A 26586-nucleotide genomic window follows, 5' to 3' on the forward strand; every position below is an offset into this window, starting at 1 on the left:
ATCAGATTTGAAAGGACCGGGAAATTACGGACGGACTCTAAGAGCACAGGGAGGTCGCGTTGAAAGTTGCCATTGTTCATGACTGGTTGGTGGTATCGGGTGGTGCTGAGAAAGTATTGCAGAACATAATCGAATGCTTTCCCGACGCGGACCTGTTTTCGTTGGTCGATTTCATGGAGGACCGCGCATGCATAAAAGGCAAACCGGTCCGAACATCGTTCATTCAGCGCTTGCCGTTCGCACGCAAACGCTACCGGGCATATCTGCCCTTGATGCCGATAGCGATCGAACAGCTCGACCTGTCAGCTTACGACCTCGTCATTTCCAGTTCGCATGCGGTAGCGAAGGGCGTGCTGACGGGGCCGAACCAGCTGCACATAAGCTATGTGCATTCGCCGATACGCTACGCGTGGGATCTTCAGCATCAGTACCTGAGAGAGTCGCGTCTGACGGCGGGCCTCAAATCGGCGATGGCGCGCGTGCTGCTGCACTATATTCGCGGCTGGGATTCGCGGTCCGCGAATGGCGTCGATCATCTTCTCGCCAATTCGAAGTTCATTGCGCGCCGGATCAGGAAGGCCTATCAGCGCGATGCGACCGTCATTTACCCGCCCGTTGATCTGAGCCACATGCCGATTCGCGAGGGCAAGGAGAACTTCTACGTCACGGCCTCGCGCATGGTGCCGTACAAGCGCATCGACCTGATCGTCAAGGCGTTCTCGCAAACGCCGGAGCGCAGGCTGGTCGTGATCGGCGATGGGCCGGATATGAAGAAGATCAAGGCTGTCGCGGGCGATAACGTAACGATCCTCGGCCATCAGCCGTTCGACGTGCTGGTCGATCATCTGCAGCGCGCGCGTGCCTTCGTGTTTGCGGCGGAAGAAGACTTCGGCATATCGGTCGTCGAAGCGCAGGCGTGCGGGACACCTGTCGTCGCGTTTGGGCGGGGTGGCGCGTTGGAGTCGGTGCTCGGCTTGCCGCGCGAGCGGCCTACGGGTGTGTTCTTCAAGGAGCAAACCGCGGAATCGTTGCTGGAAGCGGTGGACCGGTTCGAAAAATACTCCGGTCTGTTCGACGCGCGTCAGTGCCGCAAGAATGCGGAACGCTTTTCATCGGAGCGGTTCAAGACAGCATTGACGTCATTCATTGAAGACCGGCTGCCCGATAACCTCAACGATCCTTCGTTTCCCTACGCCGTCGAAGACGTAGAGCCATTGACGGACGAAGTGCGCGAGCGACATCTGCTCGTCTGAACGCGTGCACGGATGCCTATCCGTGTTCACGCACTCGCGCGCGTGAAAGCGCGCATACGACGGAAGGCGTATTTTCTCTAAGCGCCGCCGAGTTCTCCTTGATGAGATCCTGAAACGGCGCCGTATGCCCGTAGGTCAACGTCGACACGGCTAGCAGGCAAAGCGTCGACCCTACGGCATGAAACCGTCGAAATTCGACGTGAAGCGCCGTCCGCAGGAATGCCGCAGCGACGCCTGCTCCGACCACCCAACCCACGCAGACTTCGGCGATCGAGTGCGAATGTCCATGCACACGGGACGCCCCTGTCAGTGCGCCCAAAAGCAGGCCAGCAGCGACGCCTGCGATGATGCCCGGATAGGCAGGCACCCGCCACCACCTCAATTGCAGCGCGAGCGCGACGGCCCACACAGCCGTCGATAGCATCGTATGGCCGCTGATGACGCGAACGTGCGCCAAGGGCAGTGCAACGCCCCATGTGTAGTACAGGATCTTGCTCGCGCCGACCAGCAGCATGCCGCAGCTCAGCGCGAGCGCCCAGCGCAACGCGAGCCTCACATCGCTCATTGCAATCCAGATTGCGCACACGATGGCCACGGGCAGCGTGACAGCGGCATCGCCGACGTTGGAAAGGACTGTCCACATATCGGGTTATTCGTTCTGTTTAGTCTGGTTCAAGCGTCCGGGACGCTGCGTCCGGTTGCAGTGGGATATGCTTGCCCGCGGTATCGATACGGGGGCCGTGCGTCAGGAACGCGGACCCGTGCGTATTCGGGATTCGTCACGCGCACGGAGCGCGAGGCGAGCAGCAGCGAAATCACGAGAGAAAGAATCAGAACGTTTGACGGCGAGACCAGCCGATGTTCCGTCGCGGCCATGACGAGGAGACATACGGACGAAATCTCGACGAAGCGGAATGCCGCGAAGTTCCTTCCGCCCTCGACCAGTGCGCTGCGCGCGGCGCCATCCTGGCTCCATTTGACGAGCTTCCAGTAAAAACCCAGCATCAGCGCGAGGCCTACCACGCCGGTTTCGGCAAGGAAGTTCAGATAGGAGTTGTGGGCGTGCGAATCACTGTGTTCGACGATGATGTCGGAAGGCACACCGAGTACGCCGAAATACGACACGACGTTGCGTATCTGGTCATCAAATGAGCCGAATCCCATGCCCACGATCGGGCTTTGGCGGAAATAGGCGAGTGCTCTTGGCCACAGCCATTCGTAGCGGATGTCCAGATTCGCGGTCTTGGCGTCCTGGTTCTGGATGCTGAAGGTGTAACCCATGTAGTCGACCGTGGAGCGCGTGTGATACATCGCCATCGCGAGGGACGCCACGACGAGGCATGAGATCAGCGTCGCGAGAATCACGCGTTTGCGTCCGAAGTACAGATACGGCAGCACCGCAAGGGCGCCTAACAGCGAGCCGCGGCTGTATGTCGAGAAGAGCATCAGTCCGTTTAGTGCGATCAGCGCGAGCATGATCCTGCTGCGCCGCTGGAGATAGCAGGCCACGCCGAGGCAGAACAGCATCGCGAGAAAGCCGCCCGCTGCATTGCGGGCAATGAAGAAGCTGCCGAAGCTGTCGTCGGGATGCTTGAAGATGCTGAGCAATCCGTTCTGTGCGAGATAAAGCGCGTACAGCGGAATATTGATGACAACCGCGAACACGAAGAAGGCGCGGAGCAGCTTGTTCATATCCCAGCGATGCGCATACAGGCAACCGGCAAAAATGGGCGCATAGGCAATGAAGAAATTGCCGTCGCGCCGATAGAATTCGAATTCGGTCAGCGAGTGAGCGTTGTAGAGCAATGTCGACACGAGCGCGAATAGCGTAAATGCCGTTAAGGGCGCAATAAAAGACGGGTAGCTTCTGCCGAAAAAGCGCCACGCGCAGAAGATGATCGGCAAAAATCCCACTGCGCTAAGCGGAACCAGATTGGTAACCGTCAGGAATAGCGCCAATACCGATATGTAAGCCATTTCGACTCTCGCGAAGAATAGAGTTGCACGTCCGCTGGTGGAAGTGGCGCATGTCAATGATGGATGCGTTGTGATCCGACATTGCGCGCGGCGAGCGATCGGGTACGCCGATCAATCGCCAGAATGGAATTGCGACTTGCTATTGATGTGTGGTGTTCCCGTATCCGGGACTCATCGCGGCGTACGCCGTGTCAGACCGGATAGGAAGACGAATACCTTCTATGCACAACGTAACACGATTACCCCTGCATTTCCAAGCTCGAATCGCTTTTCAAGAAAGACAGGACCGCCAGATATTAGCCATTATCCGCAAGGCTCGGCGTGACTGGCCATAACATCAACCGTTCGCGCCAGAGATGCTGTATCGCAGCGTAACGTGTCTATCATCCATCTCAGGTCGAGTTGAATACGATGACTGCGCGTCATTCTCTACGCGGTTGCCGTGACTTCGATCTGTTCTTCATCTTGCAAGATTGCCGCAGCACGACGCGAGATGGGCGACTCTCATACGGATCGCCTTCCATTCGCGGCCGGTGCGATCAGCGGTCATCACAATCCCGCGTCAACACCCGAAAGATTCGCGCGCAAGGTATGTAGATATCAATCCGGTGGTTGGGTCATATCGGCGTCGTCCAGACAGTCAAGGACGCTGAGGACCGGACTTCAATACCAGGGAGATTGAAGTGGATTCACGAATCATTCATATCGAACAACAGAACGCCGCCACTGCCGTTGCCGAAGTGGAAACGGGTTGTCGACGGCTCGTACAGGTCATTCTCGCAGGCGGATCGGGCACGCGGCTCTGGCCCGTATCGCGCGATCAATATCCGAAGCAGCTGATCGATGTGGTTGGCGATCAATCGCTGCTGCAGGCCACGATGAAGCGCATGGACGGCTTCACGAAAACGTGGGACGTCGCATCCGAACCGGTAATTGTCTGCGGCGTCGAGCATTTCCATGCTACGTCCGGGCAGGCGCAGGAGTGTGGCGTGAAGCCGTGCGTCGTCGTCGAGCCGGCGCGGCGCGATACGGCGCCCGCGTTGACACTGGCCGCGCTGGCTGCCTGTGCCGACGGCGACGATCCCATTCTCGTCGCGATGCCCGCGGATCACGCCATCGCAGACGTGCCCGCATTGCATCGGGCCATCGAACTCGCCGCGCTCCACGCGCAGGCGGGTGAAATCGCTACGCTGGGGGTCCCGCCGATCAGCGCCGACACAGGCTTCGGCTATATCCGTCTTGGCGCGCAAATGCAGGATGGTGCGCATCTTATCGACCGCTTCGTCGAAAAGCCTGCGGCTGAGCTGGCCGCGCAATACGTCGCATCGGGCGGCTACTGGTGGAACAGCGGCATGTTCGTGGTGCGCGCTTCCGTATGGCTTGCCGCGCTGAAAGTATTCCAGCCGGACATGCATGCGGCGTGCACGCAGGCCTACGCGGACGCCAAGCGGGACGACCTTCATATCGCGCCGGGTGCCGAGGCATTCGAACGCTGTCCGTCGGATTCGATCGACTACGCCGTCATGGAGCAACTCGGTAAGCCGAATTCGCCCTTTACGGCAGTGGTGGTGCCGCTCGAAGCCGGCTGGTCCGATCTCGGTTCATGGGATGCCGTGTGGCAGGCAATGGACAAGGACGAGTTCGGCAATGTGGCGGACGGCCGTGTGTTGATGGAAGGCGCAACGACGACTTATGCGCGCTCGCAGGGTGGCAGGCTCGTCGCTTGCGTAGGTACGAGCGATCTCGTCGTCGTCGAAACGGACGATGCCGTGCTCGTCGCGGATCGCTCGCATGTGCAGGACATCAAGGGGCTGGTGTCGCGTATCCGGCAGACGAAATCGCCGGAAGCCGACAACCATCGAAAAGTGCGGCGTCCGTGGGGCTTTTACGACTCCATCGATCACGGCGAGCGCTTTCAGGTCAAGCGCATCGTCGTGAGTCCAGGAGGTCGGCTCTCGTTGCAGATGCATCACCATCGCGCGGAGCACTGGATCGTCGTGTGCGGCACTGCGCTCGTGACGCGCGACGACGAACAGTTCCTGCTGACCGAGAACCAGTCGACCTATATTCCGATCGGCGTGCAGCACCGTCTCGAGAATCCCGGGCATGTGCCGCTGCAGATCATCGAGGTGCAATCCGGCGCGTATCTCGGCGAGGACGACATCGTGCGGTTCGATGACAAATACGGCCGCTGTAATTGAGCGGTCGCCGTAGACATGTGACTGGTTAAAGGGGTGTGTGATGCGTGCATTGACAGGTCTGCTGGCGCGGCTATTCGACGTCGCGCTGATCGTGACGGGTGCGCTCGTGGCGTCGCAAATCCGCTTCGACGACGTTTCGCAGCGGGGTTTCTATCTCGCGTTCGTCGCGTTTGCCGCTGCGTTCTCGCTCGCCATATTCCCGGCCCTCGGCGTATATGAATCGTGGCGCGGGCGCTCGAAACGGGTATTGACGGGGCAAGTGGCATTAGGCTGGCTGATCGTGCAGGGATGCGCAATGGCCTTGATGTTCTCGCTGCATCGGATCGATATCGTGTCGCGTCTGTGGTTTGTTTACTGGACGGCGATTTCGGGCAGCGCGCTGATTGCGAGCCGTCTCATGCTGCATGGCGTAGTTGGACGCGCGCGCCATGCCGGACTGGATTTGCAGCCTGTTGCCATTGCTGCGTGTGGAGACCACTACAACGACATCATTCGAAAAATGGATGATGCACCCGCATCCGGTTTCCGGCCGTGGGCGATCTACAATCTGCGGCCGGATTCCGAACCGGCTTCGAGCGTGCCGACTTTCTCCGAGCACAAGGCGTTTGCCCGATACGTGCGCGAGCAGAACATCGGCGAAGTATGGCTAGCGTTGCCGTTGACGGAAGAGCGCACGATCCTGAAGCTCGTCGACGAGTTTCGCAATGATCTGATCAACATTCGTTTCATGCCGGATGTGCGCGCGCTTGCGCTATTCGAAGGAAGCGTGACGAGCGTACTGGATCAGCCGACGATCAATCTCGCCGCGTCGCCGCTGCCGCCGAACGCAATGGTCAAGAAAGATCTGTTCGATCGACTTTTCGCGCTATGTGCGTTGCTCGCCATTTCGCCGATTCTTCTCGGGTGCGCGATTGCCGTGAAGTTGAGTTCGCGGGGGCCGGTGTTCTTCAGGCAGCGACGCAAGGGCGCGGATGGCCGCGTGTTCAGGATTTACAAGTTCCGCACCATGCGCCTGCATCAGCAAAAGGCGGGCGTGCTCGAGCAGGCCAAGCGCGATGATCCGCGTATCACGCGCGTCGGCGCCTTTTTGCGGCGGACGAGTCTGGACGAATTGCCGCAGTTCTTCAATGTACTGTGCGGCGATATGTCGGTGGTTGGGCCGCGTCCGCATGCGCTGGAGCACGACGACCAGTATCAGCACATCGTGTCGGGTTATATCCACCGCTACCGGATCAAGCCTGGCATTACGGGCTGGGCGCAGATCAACGGATTCCGGGGCGAAACCGATCGCATCGAAAAGATGGAAGGGCGTGTCGAACACGATCTGTACTATCTGCGCAACTGGTCGTTCGCTCTGGATCTGCGGATCATCCTCGCGACCATCTTCAAAGGCATTGCTCATCAGAACGCGTATTGAGCGCAGTTGCGTATTGCGCTTTTCGCGGTGGTGGAGGCCTCGTATTTTTCCCCCAATGCAAGCAGGAACGGCTCAACGCTTCGTTTGAGCAGGTGCACCATACATGACTCATGCAATTACGTTCAGGAAGTCTACGGTTCGCGCGCAACGCGCCCGGCCGCAAGACGATGATCGAACCTCGGTTCATCAGGAGCGCGTCTTGAGCGAGCAGCTTTGGTGCGTTCATATCGAAGGGCTGGACGACTTCGTCGCGGCCGTGTCGCGGGAAGCGGCCGAGCGGGAGGCAGCGGCGATCAACGCTTACCTCGACAGCGCGAAGGAGAACGGGCAGGCCGGGACGCGCCTCGTCCGCGCGTCGGCAACCGTGTGGCCATTTACGCCAGCGGGTCATGCGCGTTCGCTGGAAACCGACTGGCACGATCTGCAGCGCATGCCGCATCGCCAGACGCAAGTGCATCGACCTGAAGGGTCGTTGTCGGCGCTGTTGCGGCGACTCAGGGCGTTCTTCAGCGGCGCGCGGTAAGGCGGCCAGTACACGCGACGCTCGCTCGCCCAGTTACCCAGGCAATCACGAGATGCCGTGCAACGGCACGTTACTTACATTACATAGGTGGAGATAGACATGTCGTACGGCATCGTTTCACGGATCGTCGCGGTTGGCGCCATTCTGATGTTGGCGAGTTGCGGCGGAGGAGGCGGTGGACCGAGCACCTCGCCGGGCGCGCCAGCCGCGAATACGAGCCAGCCGACGCTGGCGAACGCGACCGCGCTCGTCGACGGCAGCAAGGTCGGCGACGATTATTGGCCCGCAGGCCCGACGCAGACGGGCGGCACGGGTCAGCCTGTCAGCGGCCTGAATTGCGGCGCACGTGGCAACGTCTACACCTACTCGCACCTGTCGATCTATCTGAACGGCAGGCCGCTGGCATTGCCCGCGAACATCGGCACGGTCGCGCCGACGATGGCCGCGCAAACGGGTTGCGCGTATCCGGTACACACGGATGACGAAACGGGCAAGATCCGCATGGACGCGAGTTCGAACGCGTCGTACACGCTCGGCCAGTTCTTCGCGATCTGGGGTCAGCCGCTGACGACGACGAACGTCGCAGGGCTGACGTCGGCCCCAATCACCATCTACGTCAACAACGGCGGCCAGCTCAGCAAATATACGGGCGATCCCGCCAGTCTCGTGCTGCCTGCGCACGGCGAAGTGTCGATAGAAATCGGCTCGCCGGTCGGACAGATTCCCACGTTCAGCTGGACCGATCCGCCTTCTTTCGATCCGAACCAGACGGTGCTGGCATACGGCGGCACGGTCGGCACCGCGCACTGGCAGAACGGCAACACGTCGACGGGCGGCACGGGCGCCGATGTCGATGGGCTCGTCTGCGCGTCGGGTATGGCCGAGACGTACCACGTGCACGCGCATCTGGCGATCGTCAGCGACGGTCAATGGCTGGCGTTGCCCGCGAACGTCGGTATTGTCTCGCAGTGCAACTACGAGATGCACACCCACGATTCGACGGGGATCATCCACATCGAAACGCCAAATATGAAGACCTTCACGCTCGGCCAGTTCTTCGATATCTGGGGGCAAACGTTATCGGGCACGAACGTCGCGGGCGTGACGGGCACGGTAGTCGCCTACATCAATGACAATGGCGACGTGCGGCGCTATGAAGGTGATTTGCGCAATATCGAGTTGATCTCGCACCGGGATATCACGCTGCAGATCGGCAAGCCGGTGAATACACTGGCGACGTACTCCTGGTACGAGCCGCAATAGAAGGTAGATTTCAGCAAGTGTCCGATATGGGCCGCGATATGCGTACGCATCGAGCGTCGTGTTTCGCGGCCCATTTTTGCTTCCATCCCGCCACGCGGCATCGGCGTGTCATTCAGTGCTTCGTTAAAGGCATCGTCTCGCCAGGACTGAATTCTGTTGGGCGTCGTCGCACATCAAGATAAACAACCGTTGGCGATAAGCCGACAACACGACGCGCTCCGAGTCGAATGGATTCGCTTTTCAATGCAGCAATTCTGTTTGTTTTCAACCACCTGACGGCAACTCGCGGCAAACGTAGCCCGGCTGGCACAACCCCTGCATTGGTAGCCGCGGGCACAACGACGGCCAGTCTGGCCAGGCCGCCACGGCGTCAACAGCATTGCTCAGTTTTCTGGAAAGTGTTGTTCGTTTGAGCCTCTTTGGCAGCGTGCCGCACGACGGCCCTGCACATCGTCCCATCAACCTTGAACACGACACGACGCAATGGACATCGTCCTTGCGCGTCGATCCGTTCATTGATTTAATTGGAGTCCTTATGAAATCGAAACTCATCGTTACTTTGCTCATCGCAAGCTCGGCGTCGCTGGCGGCATCCGCTTTCGCAAGCGGCTACGGTCCTGCGCCTTACTATAGCCCGGACGTCGGCGCGCCGGCTTCGCAGGCTGGCCAAAGCGCTCAGACACTGGCCGCAGAAGCCGCCAGGGGCAACATGGTGGACGAACAGCGCGCCGGCGTCGGCGGCGACGAATCGATGACCACGCAGTCGGGCCGCCGCGCGCCTGCCGATAGCCAGGGTCCGGTCTATCGCGGAAGCTGATCGGCAGATCGCGGAGCGCTGGCTCGCCGGCGCTTCGCTTCGCGCCGGGTTTGCACGCCGAGGTCGAGCAATGCGGTCGAAAAGAAGCAGCCCATCACCGCAGACAGGATGATGAAAATCGACGCTGCGTCGACGAGCAGGCCGAAGTACTTGAACAGCAGCAGACAGCTCGCGAGCAACAGCAGGTTGAGCAGCAAGCCAAGGACCGCGGACGCCTTCGGTACGGCTCGCACGAATGCCGCAAGACGCGAATCGCTATGCGGCAGATACCAGATGATCAGAATCCCGAACGCGAGGACGAAGATCGTCTCGGCCCACTTGAGCCACACAGGGCGGCGCAGGAAGCGCCCGTCGAAAATCGTCTCGATGATCTGCGCCTGAATCTCGATGCCCGGCACCAGTTCGCCTAGCGCAGTCGTGCGCATGTCGGTGTTGCCCGTTCCCGTCAGCCCGACCAGCACCAGCTTGTTATGAAAGCGGCCGGGATCGACCTGGCCTTGCAGGACGTCGCGTGCGGAGACGTAACGTTGCTGTGTCGAGCGCATCGACGCGAAATGCAGCCAGATGTCGCCGTCGGGCTGCGTCGGCACCTCCACATCCGCGACGCCGACCGATTCCATGCCCGTGGTATTCGCATACACATCGACGGCCGCCGAGCCCGTGACGACGCGCAGTATCTCGATGGGCATGCACGGCACCAGCTTGTCGCCCAACCCAAGGATGAGGGGAATGCGCCGGACGGTGCCCTGTTCGAGCGCGACGTTCAGCATCGCCTGCCCGTGCGCCGCCGCCTGCAATTCCGGCAGGCTCGCAAGCACGTAGTTGTACCGCTTCACCCGGTTCAGCGGATCGACGCCATGCACGAGAATCGGCGCGCTGCGCAGGTCGGTGCTGGTGTCGAACGCGGCCTGATCGACGGCGGCGGCGCCGAGTATCGAAGGCGCCGCGCGCAGCGAGTTCGCGAGCGTGGTCTCGTGGCGGGGCAGCGCACGCAAGCCGGCCGCGAGCGCGGCGGCCGAGTCGGGCAGGTTGTCGGCCACCTTGTCGGGCGAGGTCTGATCGGCCTCGGGCATGTAGATGTCGAGGCCGATTGCCAGCGGCTTTTGCGCCGCGATCGCATCGACGAGATTGGCCAGCCGGTTGCGTGGCCACGGCCATTGACCGATAGCCGCGAGCGTCCTGTCGTCGATGGCGACGATGGTCACGGGCTGCGAGGCGGGAACGCGCGGGAAACGGCGCTGGTAGTGATCGAACAGCAGTTGCCGCGCCGTGCCGAACGTGTCGGGCACCATGTCGTCGAGCTTGTCGAGCAGCGCCGGTCGCGGAATGACGCCGGGCGATTCGCTGTACAGGTTGAGCAGACTCAGGCCGAGCAGCACCGCGAGCGCGACGGGGCGTCCTTGCCCCGCCCTCATCAGCTTCATGAAAAACGTCAGCCATGAGTAATCGCGAAAGCGTTTCATGTCGGCAGCGGCAGGTCAGTGCCCGGTACGGGCGCAGTGACGGATCACCCGGATCACTGAATTGTAATGACGACGCGCCGATTCATCTGGTTAGGGACGCCGTCCGCCGTGTGCACGACCGGCTCGCGCTTGCCGCGTCCCGCCGTTTCAATCTCCTTGGCCGGGATGCCCGCCTTGACGAGGAACTTCGCGACGGTCTGCGCGCGCTGCATCGACAGCTTGTCGTCGTATTCCTGCGAGCCCGCCAGATCCGTATGGCCCACGACGGTAAGGTGCGGCGCGGGCCAGCTCGCGAGTGTCGCTTTCAGTTGCTGGACAGTGGCATTGGACTGCGGCGCGAGTTCGGTGGCCGAGTCGAACAGGAAGTTGATCGTGAACGTCTTCGGACGTGGCGGTTGCGCGGCGAGCACCTCGCCATAGCGTGCTTCGACGTTGGCCGGGGTGGTCGCGGTCTGTTCGATCGCGCCGCCTTTTGCCACTTCAGCCGTCGCGTAAGGCTTGTCGATGACTTGCGTCTTGTTGCCGCTGTGCACGATGACGCTGCCGACCGTGCCGTCCGGATCGGGCAGCAAGGTGATCTTGTCGGGCGTCGAGCTGCATGCGGAGATGAACGCCAGCGTCGCGCAGGATACGCACCATTGGAGCCTTCGGCGCTGTACCGCGGCCTTCAACGCCCGTTCTCCCCGTCGCCCACCTCGATGATGAATTCGGTGCCGCGCACGCCGAGCGTCGTGGTTGGTGTGCTGAAACGCACGGCTTCGGGATGCGCCTTCGCCAGCTTGCCGTCGACGACCGCGAGCGATCCGCGCCGGATGGTCGCGTCGAGCGTGCCGTCGTGGGTGGTCGTGTCGAAGGCGAACTGGTTGAGCTCGAGCACCGAACTGGAGCCCTCGGAAAGCAGTGTATTGTCGCGCAGCGTGATACCGACGGAAGACGCGGGGCCCGTCACAATGCGGTCGCTTTTGAATACCTCGCTGCCGACGGCGGCGTCGACGCTTTGCGCAGTGCGCTCGATATGAACCGAGCCTTTGACGGTCTTGACGACGCCGATCGAATCCGCGCCGAACGTGTCGATCGCCGCGGCGCACCCGCAGGCGAAAACCATTGCGTAGTTGACGGCTTGCTTGTGCATGGGTGACGACCGTGATGGCGGTTGGGCGACGCGCCAAAGCGAAGGCCGCGCCTGGAGCATTCGGCGCGGTTCGTGGTGACCTCTGAAAGAATAGCGTGCCGCGCGACATCGTTCCGTGTGCTGCCGCGCATATCGCGCGATAAACAGGCGTATTTCTGGCAGAAAACTTGCAGAGTGTCGGGCGCATGTCGACGCCCGAAACTGCATGGGCGTCACGTCAACGCGCGAAGCGGATATCGAGCGAGCGCAAATACGTCTGCAAGCCCGCATCCTGCAACGGAATCACATACGCGAGTTCGTCCGATTCGTTGAAGTGCGCGTGCCAGTAGCCCGGCGGCGTGACGAAAGCCATGCCCGGCGTCCAGTCGACGCGCACGGGATCGACGATATTGCCATGCGCATCCACTTCCGTGCCGACCAGCGTATAGACGCCCGGCTTGCAGTCGGGAATGAAGTCGAGTGCAATCGATTGATGACGGTGCGGCTTCTGCATGCTGTTCGGCGTGACGACGCCGTACATCGCCCACATCGAATGCGTGACTGTGCGGGTCTGCGGGAACAGGCGGTTGCCGAGCAGCACGCTCACGCGATTGCGCTGTGCCGCGCCCGGCGCGCGCGCAACCTTTGCGAGTTCTTCTTTGGCGCGGGCAGCCGGATAGAGCGTCGGCTTGAAGCGCGCACGCGACACGTCGACACCGAGGTACGCGAGCAGGGGAGCGTCGTTGACGTAGTACAGACGCGCCGTCGAATCGGCGGTCAGCAGCGCCTGCGCGCCGCCCGGCAGCGAGAAGAAATCGCCTTGCGCGAAGCGGAATGCCGTGTCTTTCTGCGTGACGGAGCCGGAGCCATCCAGCACATAGAACACTTGTGACGTCGCCTTCGGATGGACCGTCAGCGATTCACCCGCGACGATGCGCAGGAAGTTCGCCATCAGGCCCGGGCCTGTCGCCGGGTAGTCGCATCCAAGCTCGGCGGACAGATCGAGCGGCACCATGCGCGTCGGTCCGCTGTCGTACAACGATGCGAAAAACGTGCGGTACGGCACGCGGGAAATCAGCTTCGCGCCGATGGGATTGGCGGACGAGGTGTATTCGAAATACTCGGCGTCGAGTGTCACGGCTTGATCGTCGAATTGCAGCGTCGACGGCGCGGTCTTATCCAACATGACTGAATTCCTGAGTGAGGGTGAGGCGCTTCTCGCGCGGGAAGCGTCGTCGCGGGCGGCTCGTCACCACTGAAGCCCGGCGCAACGGCGTTGACTCAACTATAGGAACGCGATTCGTGTGACAGAATCACGCTGGCCGGAAATCAGCTTTGCAGAAAGGGGATAACTTCGCGCAAAGCATTGCAATACACTGGGCGCGGCTTGTCATTCGGAACGCGGCATTCACATGGACTACTTCTCTGCCATACGTGCATTTCTGTTCGCCGCCGAATTGGGGAGCTTCAGCAAGGCCGCGAACCGCATCGACGTGAAGACGTCGACGGTATCGCGCTACGTCAGCGAACTCGAACGCGATCTCGGCATTGCGCTGTTCAACCGGTCGACGCGCGGTCTCGTGCTGACGGAAGGCGGGCGAGTGTTTCGCGAGCATGCCGTCGTCGTCATCAAGACGCTGGACGATGCGCGCGAAATCACCGCTTCGCTGAATACGTCGCCGCGCGGGCTGTTGCGCGTGACGATGCCGCGCTCATTTGGGCTGCGGCACGTGATCCGGCATCTGCCCGAATTCATGGACCGCTATCCGAAGATCGACGTCGATGCCGTGATGACGGACGACACGGTCAACGTCATCGACTCCGGCATCGATCTCGCGATCCGCATCGGCGTATTGCCCGATTCGGAACTGATGGCGCGCCAACTCGCGGTGCAGCGGCGCATCGTCTGCGCAAGCCCAGCTTATGTCGCGCAACACGGCACGCCCGCCACGCCCGACGATCTCACGGCGCATGCGGCATTGCGCTCGCCGCTAGCGGCCGACGACCGCTGGCTTTTCTTCAATCGTAATGACGGCACGAAGCCCGCGGAAATAGCCGTGCAACTGCATGGCCGGCTGCGCGTCGACGATGTCGAGGCGTCGATCGCGCTGGCGCTCGCAGGGCGCGGCATCGCATTGCTGCCGACATGGGCGATCGGGGCCGCGCTGCGCGATGGCAAGCTCGTGCATCTGTTACCAGAATGGGACGCTCAGCCGACCCGCGCCGTGCCCGCGATATGGGCCGTGTATCCGCGCAAGAAAACCGTGTCGTCGAAGGTACGGACCTTCATCGACTTTTACACGGCGGTTTTCAATCAGAAAGGGTATTGGGAGCGTTGAGTTCGGGGCAGCAGCGCTCACGCATCGGCGTGCGCCTGTTTCATTTCACGCAGGTTGGCCACGGATGAACTCAGCATCTGCGGAATCTCATCTCTCAGAAACTCGACGAAGGTCTTGATCTTCGCGTCGAGATAGCGACGCGACGTGTAAAGCGCATAAGCCGAGAGCGGCTGTAGGTGGTAGTCCGGCAGCACGCGCATGAGCGAGCCGTCGCGCAGCGCCGACACGGCGGTCGACATCGGCACTGCGCCGATACCGATGCCTTCTTTCAGCGCGACGGCCAGCCCGTCCGCCGAGTTGATGCGAAACCCGCCGGCCCGCAGATGCACGGTCTCGATGCCGTCCGGTCCTTCCAGCAACCAGCGGTCGGTGGGATAGACGGGGGAGACGAACTGGAAGCAGGCGTGCTGCGCCAGTGCCTGCACGTCGCGCGGCGTGCCGTGCTCGCGCAGGTACACGGGCGCTGCACATAGCACGCTATGCACCGTGCCGAGCCGCTGCGCGACGAGGCTCGAATCGGGCAATTCGTCGACGCTCAACTGGACGCTCACGTCATACCCCTCGTCGATGATGTCGGGCATATGCTGCGACAGCGTCAACTCGATGGAGACGGACGGATAGCGCTGCCGGTATCGAACGATGGCGGGCGTGACATAGGTTTGACCGAAGCTCGACGTGGCATGCACGCGCAGCTGGCCGGTGGGACGAACCTGAGCATCGGCGGCCTCGGCTTCGGCCTGATCGACGAACGCGAGGATCTGCTCGCAGCGCTGCAGGTAACGATGTCCCGCTTCCGTCAGCACGACCTTGCGGGTGCTGCGGTTCAACAGGCGCGTGCGCAGATAGGCTTCGAGCGAGGACACGGCGCGCGATACGGCGGGCACCGTGACGTTCATGCGCTGCGCAGCGCCCGTAAAACTGCCTTCCTCCGCTACGCGAGCGAAGATCCGCATGTTGGTGAGAGTATCCACTGGTCAAACGCTCCACAGTGCGCGTCGCGCACCTTCTTCAAGCTTGCGCACTTCAATCTGCAATCGATGTTGATAACGCTTTGCAGAATACGCGATCAATCGATTTGCCGCTGGTAGAGCGCAAAGAGGCCGCCGCAAAGCGCGATACCGATCAGGAAGTAAAAGCCGTCCAGTGAGCTTAGAAAACTCGCCTGTTGCGAGACGACGCGGCTGATTTCGACGAGTGCGAGGCCCTTCGCGTCGCCCGCTGTGTGCCCTAGACCTTCGAATGCCCGCGTCAGGCTGTCGAACGAGTTCTGGAACGCGGGATTGAACGGATTCGCAAACTCGGTCAGACGCGTTTCGTGCACGGCTTCACGATGCTGTTCGAGAATGATGATCGTCGCTGTCGAGAACGAGTAGGTCAGTTGCTTGACCATGTTCTTGAAGCGGTAGCCATGGTTGTACTCTTCGATCGAGAAGATGCGGAACGCGAGGTTCGCGACGGGCAATACGATGAACACGAGCAGCAGGCCGCGCAGAAGAAGCGGCGGCAACAGCCATGGCATGCTGACGTCGGGCGGCATGCTCGCCATCCAGCCGCCGATCAGCGCGGCCATCAGAAAGCCGGGGGCGATCAGCCAGCGCTTGTGCGTGATGAGGGGCGACACGCGGAAATAGACGAACGCGAAGGCCAGCGACCCGAACGAGGTGAGACCGACGAGCCGCCCTGCGTTCTCCACGGGATAGCGAAGGCCGCTTTCGAGAAAGCGCGACACCAGGTAGCTCATCGCATTGCTGATGTAATAGAACAGCACGTACAGCGCGATGCCCGTCTGGAAGGTTCTCTCGCGCAGCGCGTGCAGCCGCACGAGGGGAGCGGGGTGATGCCATTGATGCCACGCGAACCAGCCGAGCGACAGCAATCCCGCGACCGTCAGTCCAACCAGCATGGGCGAACTGAAGAACAGTTCGAACCGCACCTGTTGCATCGCGATCTGCAACGCGCCCTGCGCAAACGCAAAGACGATATACGGCCAGAAGTGCGCTTCGCTGCGCGCTTCAGGATGCAGCTTGCCCGCAGGCGGCACGACGAGCAGCACGAGGAGCGCAAGGCCGACGGCTACCAGCGTCGTGCAGGTGAAGAGCGCGCGCCAGTCGAACGAAGCGACCAGATAGCCGCCTGCGAGCGGTGCGATTGCGCTCGCCAGCAGGATCATCGAAAGAAACGCGCGGACCGCTGAAGACCGCCGCTGCGGCGCGAAGTTCGTCTGAATGAGAATCCGGCACGCGCTCATCATCGGGCCGATGAAATAGCCCTGCGCGCCGCGCGCGAAGGCCAGTTCGATCGACGACTCGCTCAGCGCCGCCGCCACCGAGGCCGCCGCGAACAACAGCAGGCATCCGCTGATATAGCGCCGATAGCCGACCCGCTCGACCCACCATTGCTGCTGAAGAATGGCGAGCACGGATGCGACGGCGTACGCGCTCGACGACCACACGAGTTCGTCCGTCGAGGCATTGATGCCACCCGCGATATAGCTGGTGAAGAACGAGAAGATCGTGTTGTCGAAATACTCGAGGCCGGTGGCGAGCGCGATGGCCCACGGGAAGAGGTCCTCGCGAAACCGCCTGGCGACGAACGGCGTAGATGCGACCGACATGGCGGTTACGCGCGGGCGCGCGACATCGCCGCGGCGTGCGTAGGGAGCATGGCGCTGATCGTGACGGCGTTGGGAACTTCGATGGACATGCGGGAAATGCGGCTGACGTACGGTCGGGATGGGCCGCATTATACGTCAACGTGAACGTTCGCGTACAGGTTGACGCGCGCCACGGGCTTTCGTGGCGCGAGCGTTAGCTCATTGCATGGAGGGCGTGAGAGTCAGAAGGGGCGCTGCAGGTCAACCGCGCAGCACAGCTTCGCCGTGTTCGACATACGCGTGCAGCAGGTGATGCGCAATCGCGAACGGCTTCGGCGCCGACAGGTTATCGGCATGCGTGCCCGCCAGCATCGCGGCGACTTCGGTGCGCGTGAACCAGCGCGCGTCTTCGAGTTCGTTGGTGTCGATGACGATATCCGTCGTGCCGGCGCGCGCGAAGCAGCCGATCATCAGCGACGAGGGAAACGGCCAGGGCTGCGACGCGAAGTACACGACCTCCGCGCATGCCACGTGGGCTTCCTCATGGACTTCGCGGCGCACGGCATCTTCGACGGTTTCGCCCGGCTCGACGAAGCCCGCGAGCGCCGAGTACATGCCCGGCGCGAACTGGCGCTGGCGTCCGAGCAGACAGCGCTCGCCGTCGATCGTCAGCATGATGACGACGGGGTCGACGCGCGGGAAATGGCGCGTGCCGCACGCATCGCAGGTGCGTTGCCAGCCGGCCGCCGTCGCGCGGCTCGATGCGCCGCAGTTCGCGCAGAAGCGATGACGGCGGTGCCAGTCGAACATCGATTTGGCCTGGCCAAGCACGCCGAGCATTTCCTGCGCGACGAGGCCTTGCATCGCGATCGAGCGCAGGTCGATGCGGTCGTGCAGTTTTTCTTTCGATTCGCCTTCGTCCTGCATGAGACCGGATGCGAAGCCGAGCGCGAAACGCCCGCTGCCGTCGCTGTCCTGGCCGAGAAACACGCGTTGCAGCGGCTCGCCGAATGCAGCCGCCTCGCTCGCGGCGAACCATGCCTCGTGTGCGTTGCCGCGCTTGAGCAAGGGAACGTCGCCATCGAAGACCAGAAAGCGCGCGGCGGGATCATCGTGCAGGCTGGTGATGAAGACGGCGTCTTCGCGCTGTTCGGAGCGGCGGTCGAGCAGGTTGAGATTGAAGCCGATGGAAGCGGAAGGGACGATCATTACGTTCGAATGTGGGCCGGGACGATCCGCAAGTATGGCACGGCGTCCTGCCCCGCGCAGACGGCTGGGCGTTCTTCCGGGACGGAAGGCCGTCTGCGCGCGACAGCGTCAGATCTGCTTCACGGCTGCGAGCGCATCGGCGAGTCCCGCGCCCGTCGCGCCGTCTTCGCCGACGCCTGCCGGCACGCCCGCGCCTTTCGGATCGCTCGCCGGGTTCGCATGGCCCTTCGTCACGTCGCGCGCAGTGCGGCGCAGGATCGCCTTGATGTCGCCCGGCGACAGGTGCGGGTCCGCCTGCAACAGCAGCGCGCACAGGCCGGCCAGTTGCGGCGCGGCCGCCGACGTGCCGCTGAACACGCCCCAGCCGTCGTTGGGCGTCGTGCCGTCGAAGGCGGCGTTCTCGCGGTCGATCTCGCAGCCGGGCGAGACGGGCAGCGAGATGTACGTCGCGTGCGGCAGCATGCCGACCAGCCCGCAGACGTCGGGCACGCTGCGGCCCGAGTAGATCAGGCTCGTGAACGCGCTCGCGTAGTCCGACGCGCGCATCGCGTTGTGCTGATCGACGAACACGCCGCCCGCCGAAATGATGTCGGGCATCTGGCCGGGGAACGAATAGTGGCCGTTGCCCGCCGAGAAAACGATCACGATGCCGCGCTTCACCGCGGCCTGAATTTCCGCCTCCAGCGCGACGAGCCCATTCGGCAGCGTCTTGAGCGGCGTGTCGCCGGGCCCGCGCAGGTCGTAGCCGAGGCTCACGGAGATCACCTGCGGGTCGTGCTTGAGCGCCTCTTGCAAGCCTTCGAGCACGGACGCGCCGCTGCTCGGATCGGCTTCGTTGTCGAGTTTTACGCCGATGAAGGTCGCGCCCGGCGCGATCGCGAAGATGTTGGCGGATTCGCCCGTGCCGTGGCCGTTGCCGTCGGTGCGGCGATCGGTGGCGCCCGGCGCGAGCACGATCGACGACGAATAACCGTGCGCCTTGAAATACGGATGCCCGTGAGCAAAGCCGCTGTCGATCATCGCGATGCGCACGCCTTTGCCCGTGATGCCCTGCTGATGCACGGGCGTCGCGTTGAGCTTGAGCGCGATATCGGCGGGTGCGGCGAGATGGAAGTAGGGCACGGCGGGCGGCGTCGCGGATGGCGCACCGGCCTCGCGCGGCTGCTTCGCGGCGGGACGCTTCTTCGCGGCCGACGTGGTCTTTTTTGCCTTCGTGCTCTTTGCCGCCTTCGCCGCTCTCGCCATGTAGATGTGCGGCCACTGGATATAGACGTCGTCGAGCAGCGATTTGATAGCGGGGTCCGGGTCCCATGGCGCGTCGTCGGGCGGGTAGAGCACGGAACTGAATTGTGCCGCCGACGCGCACGGCGCCTTCATGCGCTTGAGGCGCGTCTGGAACACCGCTTCGAACTGCGCGCGCGTGCAGCGCATCGACGCCGACAGCGAGCCGCGTCCCGTCAGCGTAAAGCCGCGCCGCGCGAGTTCGGCGAGCGCGAGGTCGGCCTGCGCGGGATCGGGTATGAACGAGGAGACGGTTTCCGTCGACATGCGCGCGCCGAACCTCGTCGGCCCGAAGTCCTGGCCGGGCCGGTTGAACGTCACGGCAACGCGGAGTTCTTCGTGGGCGGCATCGCCGCGCGCGGGCCGTCCGGCCGCGTCTTTGGGATCGTAGGCCTTCATCGTTTCTTCTCCTGTGTCGACGGGCGCCGGCGCATGGGTGCGTATGCGCGGACCTCCGTCACATGCAAGACGAATGCAGGTTAATCGAATGAAAGATGCTGCGGCGCTTCGCTGATCGACGAGACGTACGGTTGAAGACTGCTGGGCACGGCGAGGGTTCCGCTCGTGGCGGAAGAACAGGAAAAAAGCTGGCGGAATGCGTCATCCGGCATACGCGCGGACAGCGTGGCGTGGCCCTCGCCGCTGATCTGCATGCCGAGCTGCTCGGCGGCGAGTCGGGCCGATTCGCGTGCCGCGTCGGTGCGGCATGGGTCGTGCAGCAGAAGCTGCAGACGACGTACAGGGCAGGTTTCGTTCGTCATCGCCACCTCCGGATGGGTCGCAACAGAACGCGCCGTTGTGCCTCGAAGCAGGCTTTCGATGTTACGCCTGCTCGTGCAATTGCGCTGCTTTCACCGTCTGCCGCGGATGCGCCTGCGATTGCGCGATGAAGCGGTCGATGGCCGAAGCCAGCGCATGCGGATACTGATACATCATCGCGTGACCCGCCGAGCGCACCACCAGCAACTGCGCGTCGGTCAGCGTGCGGGCCAGCGCTTCGGCGTTCTGCTTCGACAGGATGGTGTCGTCGTCGCCCGTGAGGATCAGCGTGTCGGTGTGCAGCGTGCGCAGCGCGCCGGCGGCGGCATCGTCCTGTTCCCACGCGCGCAGTAGCGCCGTCTGGCCCGCCGTCACGGTCGCGGAGATGGCCGGCGACGCGTAGCCGGCGGGCACGAACATGTTCTTGCGGAAGCATCCGCCCGCCGCGTTCGCAGCCGATGGCGGAAACAGAACCTTCATCACGTCGTTGAATGTCGTGCCCGGTTTGCCGGACAGCGTGGCTTCGACGTCGGGCGCGACGGGCACGCCGAGGTGTCCAGGCGCGGGCGCGCTCATCAGCACGATGCGCTGCACGTTTGCGGCGTGGTCGATGGCGAGTTGCGTGGCGACTGCGCCGCCCATCGACCAGCCGAGCACGGTCACGTCCCGCAACTTCAATGTGTCGATCAGCGCGGAGAGATCGCTTGCCATGTCCTGCACGGTGAAGCTCGACGCCGTCGGCAGCGAGCGGCCCACACCGCGATTGTCGAAGACGATCACTTCATGATGTTTCGCGAGGTCCGCGAGAAACGCCGCGTCCCATTCGGAGAGCGTCGCGCGAAAGCCTGTCTGCAGGACGATGGGACTGCCGTGGCCGAAGCGGTAATACGCGATGTCGCCTTGCGGCGTGTGCGCGATCTGCTCGCGTGCCGACGGATCGTGGTCCGGCCGGTTCGCGACGACAGGGCAGAGGTTTTCGAGCGGATAGCTGACGGTCTTCGCATCGACGGGGCCCGCGACGATGCCCGCAAGCAACGCGGCGAGCGGGACGATGGCATGCAGACGGTTCATGACAATGCTCCTTGCGCGGCAGGCCGGCGGCGGCGCGCGGTCACACGTTGCGTTTCGTGTGGCTTACAGGAAGTGCGAGGTTTCCGCATGGCGAACGGCGACGGGGCGCCGGCTCGAAACACGCTCCGTTTGCAGCGTGAGCCAGTTGTCGATCTTTTCGGCGGCAATCGCGAGCAACACCGAAACGATCATGACGCTCGCGCCGAGTGCGCAGAAGACGAGGAAGGGCGGGTGAAAGTCCATGGTGGCTCCTGATTTGCCGTTGATGCTCGATGTCGTCGTTGCCAGCTCGACTGTGCGGTCCTGGCTGGCTGTGACGACATCATGCGTCACGCAAATGAGGAGAAAATTAGGCGCGGGCGGGCGTGGCCCTGGTGCCTATTGCGGCGCGTTTTCGCCCTTTCCAACACCTGCGCGCTCAAGCAGCCAATGCGTGAAAGCGGCCACCTTCTCGACGCGGAATTCGTTCTTTCGATACGACAGAAAATGCGTGTCGCGCTCGAAGCGCACGAACGCGTCGCTGCGCACTTCGATGAGATCGCCGCGCACGATTTCGCGTTCGGCGAGCCGCACGCTTTCGAGCACCACGCCCATGCCGTCGGCTGCCGCCGAGATGCCGAGCGCGGCGCGATCGAACGACGGACGGGGCGTGGTCGGCATGTCGAGCCCGTTGGCCGCGAACCAGTCGGCCCACGTGACGCGGCTCAGTTGCGTATCGATCAGCGTCAGTTCGCTCATGCGCGTCGCGACGGACGCGGCGTCGCCCAGCAGCGCGGGCGAGCAGAGCGGAACGATCGCTTCGCGGCCCAGTGGCACGGTGTCGATGCCGGGACGATCGAGCGCGCTGCCGTACGAAATTTCGACGTCCACTTCCTGCACGCGCGTGAGGTCGAGCGGCTCGGCGCCCGTCGACAGACGGATGGTGATGTGCGGATACGCCTTGTTGAATTCGGGCAGCTTCGGGCCGAGCCATTTCACCGCGAAGCTCGGCGCGCAATGCACGGCGAGCACCTGTGCGTCGGGCGCGAGCATGACCTCGCTGCAGGCCGCCTCGACGACATCGAACACGCGGCTCAGGCTTTCGAGCAGACGCACGGCTTCGGGCGTGGGTTCGATACGCCGGTTGCGCCGCAGAAACAGCGGGCGCCCGAAATATTCTTCGAGTTCTTTCACCTGATGACTGATCGCCGACGGCGTCAGATGCAACTCCTGTGCGGCGAGCGCGAAGCTCTCCAGCCGGGCGGCGGCTTCGAAGGAGCGCAGCAGCACGAAATTCGGCATGCGCCTCATGTGTTTCCCGTTCAGGTGAATGTCATTCATGCTTTCATGAACAACCATCGTTTGTCAACGCGATCGGCGGGAACGACCATGTGCTTACCTAATGTCCACATGTTCAAAAGGAGCCGACATGTCCGAAGTGATGGAAGCCCCATCGAAAGCGATCGACCTCAAGGGCCGCGTCTCGATCTATCAGCCCGAGCAGGACGGCCTGATCTTTCCGCAACTGCCGACCTTCGAGAGCCACGCGCAGCACCGGCAGTATCTGAAGGAGCGCCTCGTCGCCGCCTGCCGCGCGTTTGCGCTGCAGGGCTTCGATTACGGCTTCGCGGGTCATCTGACGGTGCGTGATCCGGAGCATCCGGGCCTCTACTGGACGAACCCGATGGCCGTGCATTTCTCGCAGGTCAAGGTATCGAACCTGATCTGCGCGGACCACGAAGGCCATGTGGTCGAGGGCGACTATGCGATCAATCGCGCGGGCTTCGTGCTGCACGCGGCCGTTCACGAGATGCATCAGGACATCGTCGCGATGTGTCACGCGCATACCGTGTACGGCACCGCGTTCGCATCGCTCGGCAAGAAGCTCGATCCCATCAGTCAGGATGCGGCTGCCTTTTTCGAAGACCACGTCGTGATCGGCGAGGAAGCGGGACAGGTCGCCGTCGAAGTGAAGGCGGGCCACAAGGTCGCGCATGCCTTCAAGGGCGTGAAGGCGGCGATTCACCAGAACCACGGGCTGCTGACGGCGAGCCGGCACAGCATCGAATCGGCCGCGTTCTGGTTCATCGCGCTCGAACGCTGCTGCCAGCAGCAACTGATGATCGAGTCGACGGGCCTCAAGCCGCGCTTCGTGACGGAAGAACGCGCGCGCTATAGCCGCGAGCATGTCGGCAGCGAATACATCGGCTGGCTGCATTTCCAGACCATCTGGGATCAGCTCGTGAAGACGCAGCCCGACATGTTCGATTAAAGCCGGCTCATTGCAGTACGACGCGGCGGGCGACATTGCATTGTCCTCCCGCCGCAATCATCCAACGAGATCAATACACGACGGAGACATCCCCATGAGTTCGATCAGCCAGGACGTGTATCTGCAGCGTTCGGGAGCGGGCGTCTATGCGAAGGTCGCATGGCGCCTGATTCCATTCTTGTTCTTCTGCTATCTGTGCGCTTACCTCGATCGCATCAACGTCAGCTTTGCGAAGCTGCAGATGCTGCAGGATCTCGGGATGAGCGATGCCGTCTATGGGCTTGGCGCGGGGATTTTCTTCGTCGGCTATCTGATGTTCGAAGTGCCGAGCAATCTGATTCTGCTCAAGGTGGGAGCACGGCGGTGGATTGCGCGGATCATGGTGACGTGGGGCGTGATTTCGGCGGCGATGATGTTCGTGTCGACGCCGACGCAGTTCTACGTGGTGCGGTTTCTGTTGGGCGTTGCTGAGGCCGGGTTCTTTCCGGCGATTCTTTTGTATCTGACGTACTGGTTTCCTGCTGGACGGCGTAGCAAGGTGACGGCGCTTTTCATGACGGGGATTCCGATGTCGGGTGTGATCGGCGGTCCGTTGTCGGGCTGGATCATGCATTCGATGAGCGGCGCGCATGGCATTGCCGGCTGGCAGTGGCTGTTTCTGCTGGAAGGTATTCCGACGGTGCTCGTCGGGATCGTTGCGTTCTTTTATCTCGACGACAAGGTGTCGGATGCACGGTGGCTGCGTGATGACGAGAAGGCGATGATCGAAGCCGATTTGCAGGCGGAGAGTGGGCATCACAAGCTGCATTCGCTGCGCGATGGGCTGGCGAGTCCGCGTGTGCTGTTGCTGTCGGCGATCTACTTTTTCTTCACGATGGGGTTGTATGGGGTGAGCTTCTGGCTTCCTTCGCTCGTCAAGGCTTCGGGGGTGTCGGGGACGTTGAATATCGGGCTGCTGTCGGCTGTGCCTTATGCGGCGGCGGCTGTCACGATGGTGCTCGTCGGGCGGAGTTCGGATCGATATGGCGAGCGGCGTTGGCATCTTGCGTTGCCTGGCGTGGTTGGCGCGATTGCGTTGTGTGCGAGTGTCGTCTATGCGCATCAGACGGTGCTGGCGATGATCGCGCTCACTGTTGGGACGATGGGTGTTATTACGACGATTTCGCAGTTTTGGACTGTGCCGCCGGCTGTTTTGCAAGGTACCGCTGCCGCTGGCGGGATTGCGCTTGCTAATTCGGTTGGGTCGATTTCGGGGGTTGTGAGTCCGTATGTGATCGGGTTTTTGCAGACTTCGACTGGGTCTACTGGGAGTGGGGTCGTTGGGATTGCTGTCAGTATGGTTCTTGGGAGTTTGTTGACGCTTACGCTGCGGCGGGCGCATGTGAACGTTTTTTCCAAGCGGGAATAGGGGGGGCGGGTTTTTTTGTCTGCGACGCTGGTTGGGGGTTTTGCTGGCGCTCGCGGGGTGAGTTTTTTGCGCGGCTGGTTTGGGGTTTTTGTGTTTTGCGCTGGCATCCGCGTGATGTTATTGGTTTGCAAGCGTTGCCCCTGTGCGGGGCGGCACCTACTTTTCTTTGCCGCCGCAAAGAAAAGTAGGCAAAAGAAAGCGGCTCACACCGCCAGCACGTGTGCCTATCCACGGGCCCCCAACGTCCCCATCCTTCACACGGCAGTGCCCTCGCCGGTGCTCGTTGCCAACGCTTCGAACAATCGCATCACCCGCTTCAGGCACCCACACAACGGCAGACGGCAGCAAATGGTATGCGCCGCCCAGGTGGCAAACTGTGTGTAGGTTGTCGCGCCGTTTAGCGTGGCGCGCTTACAGGGCGGAACGCGTGCGCTATCGGTCCGAAGTGAGGCGTGTGAGGCACTACGGCCTACACACAGTTTGCCACCTGGGCGGCGGTGGACTGTCTGGCGCGGCATGCGGTAACGCGGGCGCGCGAAGCGGGTGATGCGTAGAGAGAGAACGTTGGCGACGAGCGCGAACCATAGCGTTGCCGTGTGAAGCGTAAGACCCTTTGGGGGCCCGTGGATAGGCACACGTGCTGGCGGTGTGAGCCGCTTTCTTTTGCCTACTTTTCTTTGCGGCGGCAAAGAAAAGTAGGTGCCGCCCCGCACAGGGGCAACGCTTGCGAACCAGAAGCAAAACGCGGATGCCAGCGCAAACTCAAAACCAGCCGCACCACGAAGTCACACCGCGAATGCGAGAAAAAACCTCAACGAGCGTCGCAGACAAAAAAACTAACCCGCCTTCAGCATCTCCCCAAGCCTGGCAACAAGATTCTGCCTCGCACTGCTAGTGTGAAACTCGGTAAGCTCAGCAGCCCGCGCGGCATCGCCCGCAGCAATTGCATCAGCGATGGCCTGATGCTCATCCCATATCGAATCCCGCAACCGCGAAGACTGCAAAACGGCGCCCATCACGCGGCGCAAATGCACCCAATGCAACTGCGCACTCTCGACGATCAACGGATTCCCCGACGCCTCATAAATAGCCGAATGAAAAGCTATATCGGCATCGATCATCGCCTTCACGTCCTTGCCCTTCGATACCAGCCGCCCGCGCATGATCAACGCGCTATCGATCACCGCGCCGCGCTCAGCGGCAAGCTTCGCCGCCAGCGTATCCAGCGCGCCGCGCACCTGGTACAGATGACTCGTCCACTCGACATCGAGCGGCGCGACCAGCACGCCGCGCCCCGGCGCATCCTGCACCAGCCCGTCCTTCTTCAACAGACGCAGCGCCTGCAGCACAGGTGAACGCGACACCGCGAACTGCTCCGCAATCTCTTCCTGCGTCAAGCGCGTGCCCGGCGCGAGCGAGCCGTCGCTGATCGCATCAGCCAACACGCGGTACACCTCCTCGACATAGTCGGGACGGACCTGCAGCTTTTCGAATTTCAGTGTCATGTCAACCCTCTGTACTTTGGATACAGACTACATTGCGGTTACGTTCAGGTCAACCTTAGGTGTAAACCTTGATTGGCGGCGATTCTGCACATGCTTAATCTTTGTATACAGAGTTCGGTATCCGCATTCAGGCGAACGAAAGCAG

Annotated in this window: 24 protein-coding genes; 9 read left to right on the plus strand and 15 right to left on the minus strand. The window is 62.2% G+C overall.

The genetic code is table 11. The annotated features are described in order from the left end of the window. Positions 1-59: 59 nt before the first annotated feature. Positions 60-1253, plus strand: coding sequence for a glycosyltransferase family 4 protein (locus tag PPGU16_RS27040; protein ID WP_180723446.1), 1194 nt, complete (start codon positions 60-62; stop codon positions 1251-1253). A 16-nt stretch (positions 1254-1269) separates the two neighbouring features. Here PPGU16_RS27040 and PPGU16_RS27045 read toward each other — a convergent pair whose 3' ends face one another. Next, the gene (locus PPGU16_RS27045; RefSeq protein WP_180723447.1) at positions 1270-1896 is read right to left on the minus strand and encodes a phosphatase PAP2 family protein; all 627 of its coding nucleotides are present in this window, start codon (positions 1894-1896) and stop codon (positions 1270-1272) included. A gap of 29 nt (positions 1897-1925) precedes the next feature. Next, positions 1926-3230: an O-antigen ligase family protein gene (locus PPGU16_RS27050; RefSeq protein WP_180723448.1), complete on the minus strand. Its 1305-nt coding sequence runs from the start codon at positions 3228-3230 to the stop codon at positions 1926-1928. 704 nt (positions 3231-3934) lie between these two features. On the opposite strand from PPGU16_RS27050, the gene PPGU16_RS27055 reads away from it, so the two are divergent. The 5 genes from PPGU16_RS27055 to PPGU16_RS27075 all read left to right on the plus strand — a co-directional run bounded on the left by PPGU16_RS27055 (position 3935) and on the right by PPGU16_RS27075 (position 9451). Further along, complete coding sequence (locus PPGU16_RS27055) at positions 3935-5431, plus strand: mannose-1-phosphate guanylyltransferase/mannose-6-phosphate isomerase (RefSeq protein WP_180725224.1); 1497 nt, start codon at positions 3935-3937, stop codon at positions 5429-5431. 40 nt (positions 5432-5471) lie between these two features. Continuing rightward, on the plus strand, positions 5472-6848 hold the full coding sequence (locus tag PPGU16_RS27060) for an undecaprenyl-phosphate glucose phosphotransferase (RefSeq protein WP_180723449.1): 1377 nt from the start codon (positions 5472-5474) through the stop codon (positions 6846-6848). Between the two features lie 199 nt (positions 6849-7047). Further along, positions 7048-7371, plus strand: a complete 324-nt coding sequence (locus tag PPGU16_RS27065; protein ID WP_180723450.1) for a hypothetical protein — start codon at positions 7048-7050, stop codon at positions 7369-7371. 99 nt (positions 7372-7470) lie between these two features. Further along, a complete protein-coding gene (locus PPGU16_RS27070) occupies positions 7471-8634 on the plus strand; it encodes a hypothetical protein (RefSeq protein ID WP_180723451.1) in 1164 nt (387 codons plus the stop codon). A gap of 535 nt (positions 8635-9169) precedes the next feature. Beyond that, positions 9170-9451 carry a hypothetical protein gene (locus PPGU16_RS27075; RefSeq protein ID WP_180725225.1) on the plus strand — a complete coding sequence of 94 codons (282 nt, stop codon included), beginning with the start codon at positions 9170-9172 and terminating at the stop codon, positions 9449-9451. On the opposite strand, the gene PPGU16_RS27080 is transcribed toward PPGU16_RS27075, so the two are convergent. The 4 genes from PPGU16_RS27080 to PPGU16_RS27095 form a co-directional block, all read right to left on the minus strand. After that, complete coding sequence (locus PPGU16_RS27080; protein ID WP_180723452.1) at positions 9436-10914, minus strand: CHASE2 domain-containing protein; 1479 nt, start codon at positions 10912-10914, stop codon at positions 9436-9438. The two genes, PPGU16_RS27075 and PPGU16_RS27080, sit on opposite strands and share 16 nt — an antisense overlap. 53 nt (positions 10915-10967) lie before the next feature. Further along, positions 10968-11585: an OmpA family protein gene (locus PPGU16_RS27085; RefSeq protein ID WP_180723453.1), complete on the minus strand. Its 618-nt coding sequence runs from the start codon at positions 11583-11585 to the stop codon at positions 10968-10970. Beyond that, the gene (locus PPGU16_RS27090; protein WP_180723454.1) at positions 11582-12046 is read right to left on the minus strand and encodes a FecR family protein; all 465 of its coding nucleotides are present in this window, start codon (positions 12044-12046) and stop codon (positions 11582-11584) included. Before PPGU16_RS27090 ends, PPGU16_RS27085 begins: the two co-directional genes overlap by 4 nt. Positions 12047-12263: 217 nt before the next feature. Next, the gene (locus tag PPGU16_RS27095; protein WP_180723455.1) at positions 12264-13211 is read right to left on the minus strand and encodes a cupin domain-containing protein; all 948 of its coding nucleotides are present in this window, start codon (positions 13209-13211) and stop codon (positions 12264-12266) included. 226 nt (positions 13212-13437) lie between these two features. Here PPGU16_RS27095 and PPGU16_RS27100 point away from each other — a divergent pair, with 226 nt between their 5' ends. Further along, a complete protein-coding gene (locus PPGU16_RS27100; protein WP_180723456.1) occupies positions 13438-14364 on the plus strand; it encodes a LysR family transcriptional regulator in 927 nt (308 codons plus the stop codon). Between the two features lie 17 nt (positions 14365-14381). On the opposite strand, the gene PPGU16_RS27105 is transcribed toward PPGU16_RS27100, so the two are convergent. The 8 genes from PPGU16_RS27105 to PPGU16_RS27140 form a co-directional block, all read right to left on the minus strand. Further along, the gene (locus PPGU16_RS27105; protein ID WP_180723457.1) at positions 14382-15335 is read right to left on the minus strand and encodes a LysR family transcriptional regulator; all 954 of its coding nucleotides are present in this window, start codon (positions 15333-15335) and stop codon (positions 14382-14384) included. A 95-nt stretch (positions 15336-15430) separates the two neighbouring features. Further along, positions 15431-16978, minus strand: a complete 1548-nt coding sequence (locus PPGU16_RS27110) for an MFS transporter (protein WP_180723458.1) — start codon at positions 16976-16978, stop codon at positions 15431-15433. A gap of 240 nt (positions 16979-17218) precedes the next feature. Then, on the minus strand, positions 17219-18166 hold the full coding sequence (gene nudC, locus PPGU16_RS27115) for an NAD(+) diphosphatase (protein WP_180723459.1): 948 nt from the start codon (positions 18164-18166) through the stop codon (positions 17219-17221). 108 nt (positions 18167-18274) lie between these two features. After that, positions 18275-19846 carry a S8 family serine peptidase gene (locus PPGU16_RS27120; protein ID WP_180723460.1) on the minus strand — a complete coding sequence of 524 codons (1572 nt, stop codon included), beginning with the start codon at positions 19844-19846 and terminating at the stop codon, positions 18275-18277. A gap of 80 nt (positions 19847-19926) precedes the next feature. Further along, positions 19927-20208, minus strand: coding sequence for a hypothetical protein (locus PPGU16_RS27125; RefSeq protein ID WP_180723461.1), 282 nt, complete (start codon positions 20206-20208; stop codon positions 19927-19929). Positions 20209-20269: 61 nt separating this feature from the next. Then, positions 20270-21277 carry an alpha/beta fold hydrolase gene (locus PPGU16_RS27130; RefSeq protein WP_180723462.1) on the minus strand — a complete coding sequence of 336 codons (1008 nt, stop codon included), beginning with the start codon at positions 21275-21277 and terminating at the stop codon, positions 20270-20272. 63 nt (positions 21278-21340) lie between these two features. Continuing rightward, positions 21341-21520 carry a hypothetical protein gene (locus PPGU16_RS27135; protein WP_180723463.1) on the minus strand — a complete coding sequence of 60 codons (180 nt, stop codon included), beginning with the start codon at positions 21518-21520 and terminating at the stop codon, positions 21341-21343. A gap of 135 nt (positions 21521-21655) precedes the next feature. Beyond that, on the minus strand, positions 21656-22597 hold the full coding sequence (locus tag PPGU16_RS27140) for a LysR substrate-binding domain-containing protein (RefSeq protein WP_238268236.1): 942 nt from the start codon (positions 22595-22597) through the stop codon (positions 21656-21658). Positions 22598-22685: 88 nt separating this feature from the next. Between PPGU16_RS27140 and PPGU16_RS27145 the strand changes: the two genes are divergently transcribed. Beyond that, positions 22686-23528: a class II aldolase/adducin family protein gene (locus tag PPGU16_RS27145; protein ID WP_180723464.1), complete on the plus strand. Its 843-nt coding sequence runs from the start codon at positions 22686-22688 to the stop codon at positions 23526-23528. Between the two features lie 94 nt (positions 23529-23622). Continuing rightward, entirely contained in the window at positions 23623-24936 is a 1314-nt protein-coding gene (locus PPGU16_RS27150; RefSeq protein ID WP_180723465.1) for an MFS transporter, read from the plus strand. An 836-nt stretch (positions 24937-25772) separates the two neighbouring features. On the opposite strand, the gene PPGU16_RS27155 is transcribed toward PPGU16_RS27150, so the two are convergent. Further along, positions 25773-26441, minus strand: a complete 669-nt coding sequence (locus PPGU16_RS27155) for a GntR family transcriptional regulator (protein WP_180723466.1) — start codon at positions 26439-26441, stop codon at positions 25773-25775. Positions 26442-26586: the final 145 nt, after the last annotated feature.

Source organism: Paraburkholderia largidicola, assembly GCF_013426895.1.
GTDB classification, from domain to species: Bacteria; Pseudomonadota; Gammaproteobacteria; order Burkholderiales; family Burkholderiaceae; genus Paraburkholderia; species Paraburkholderia largidicola.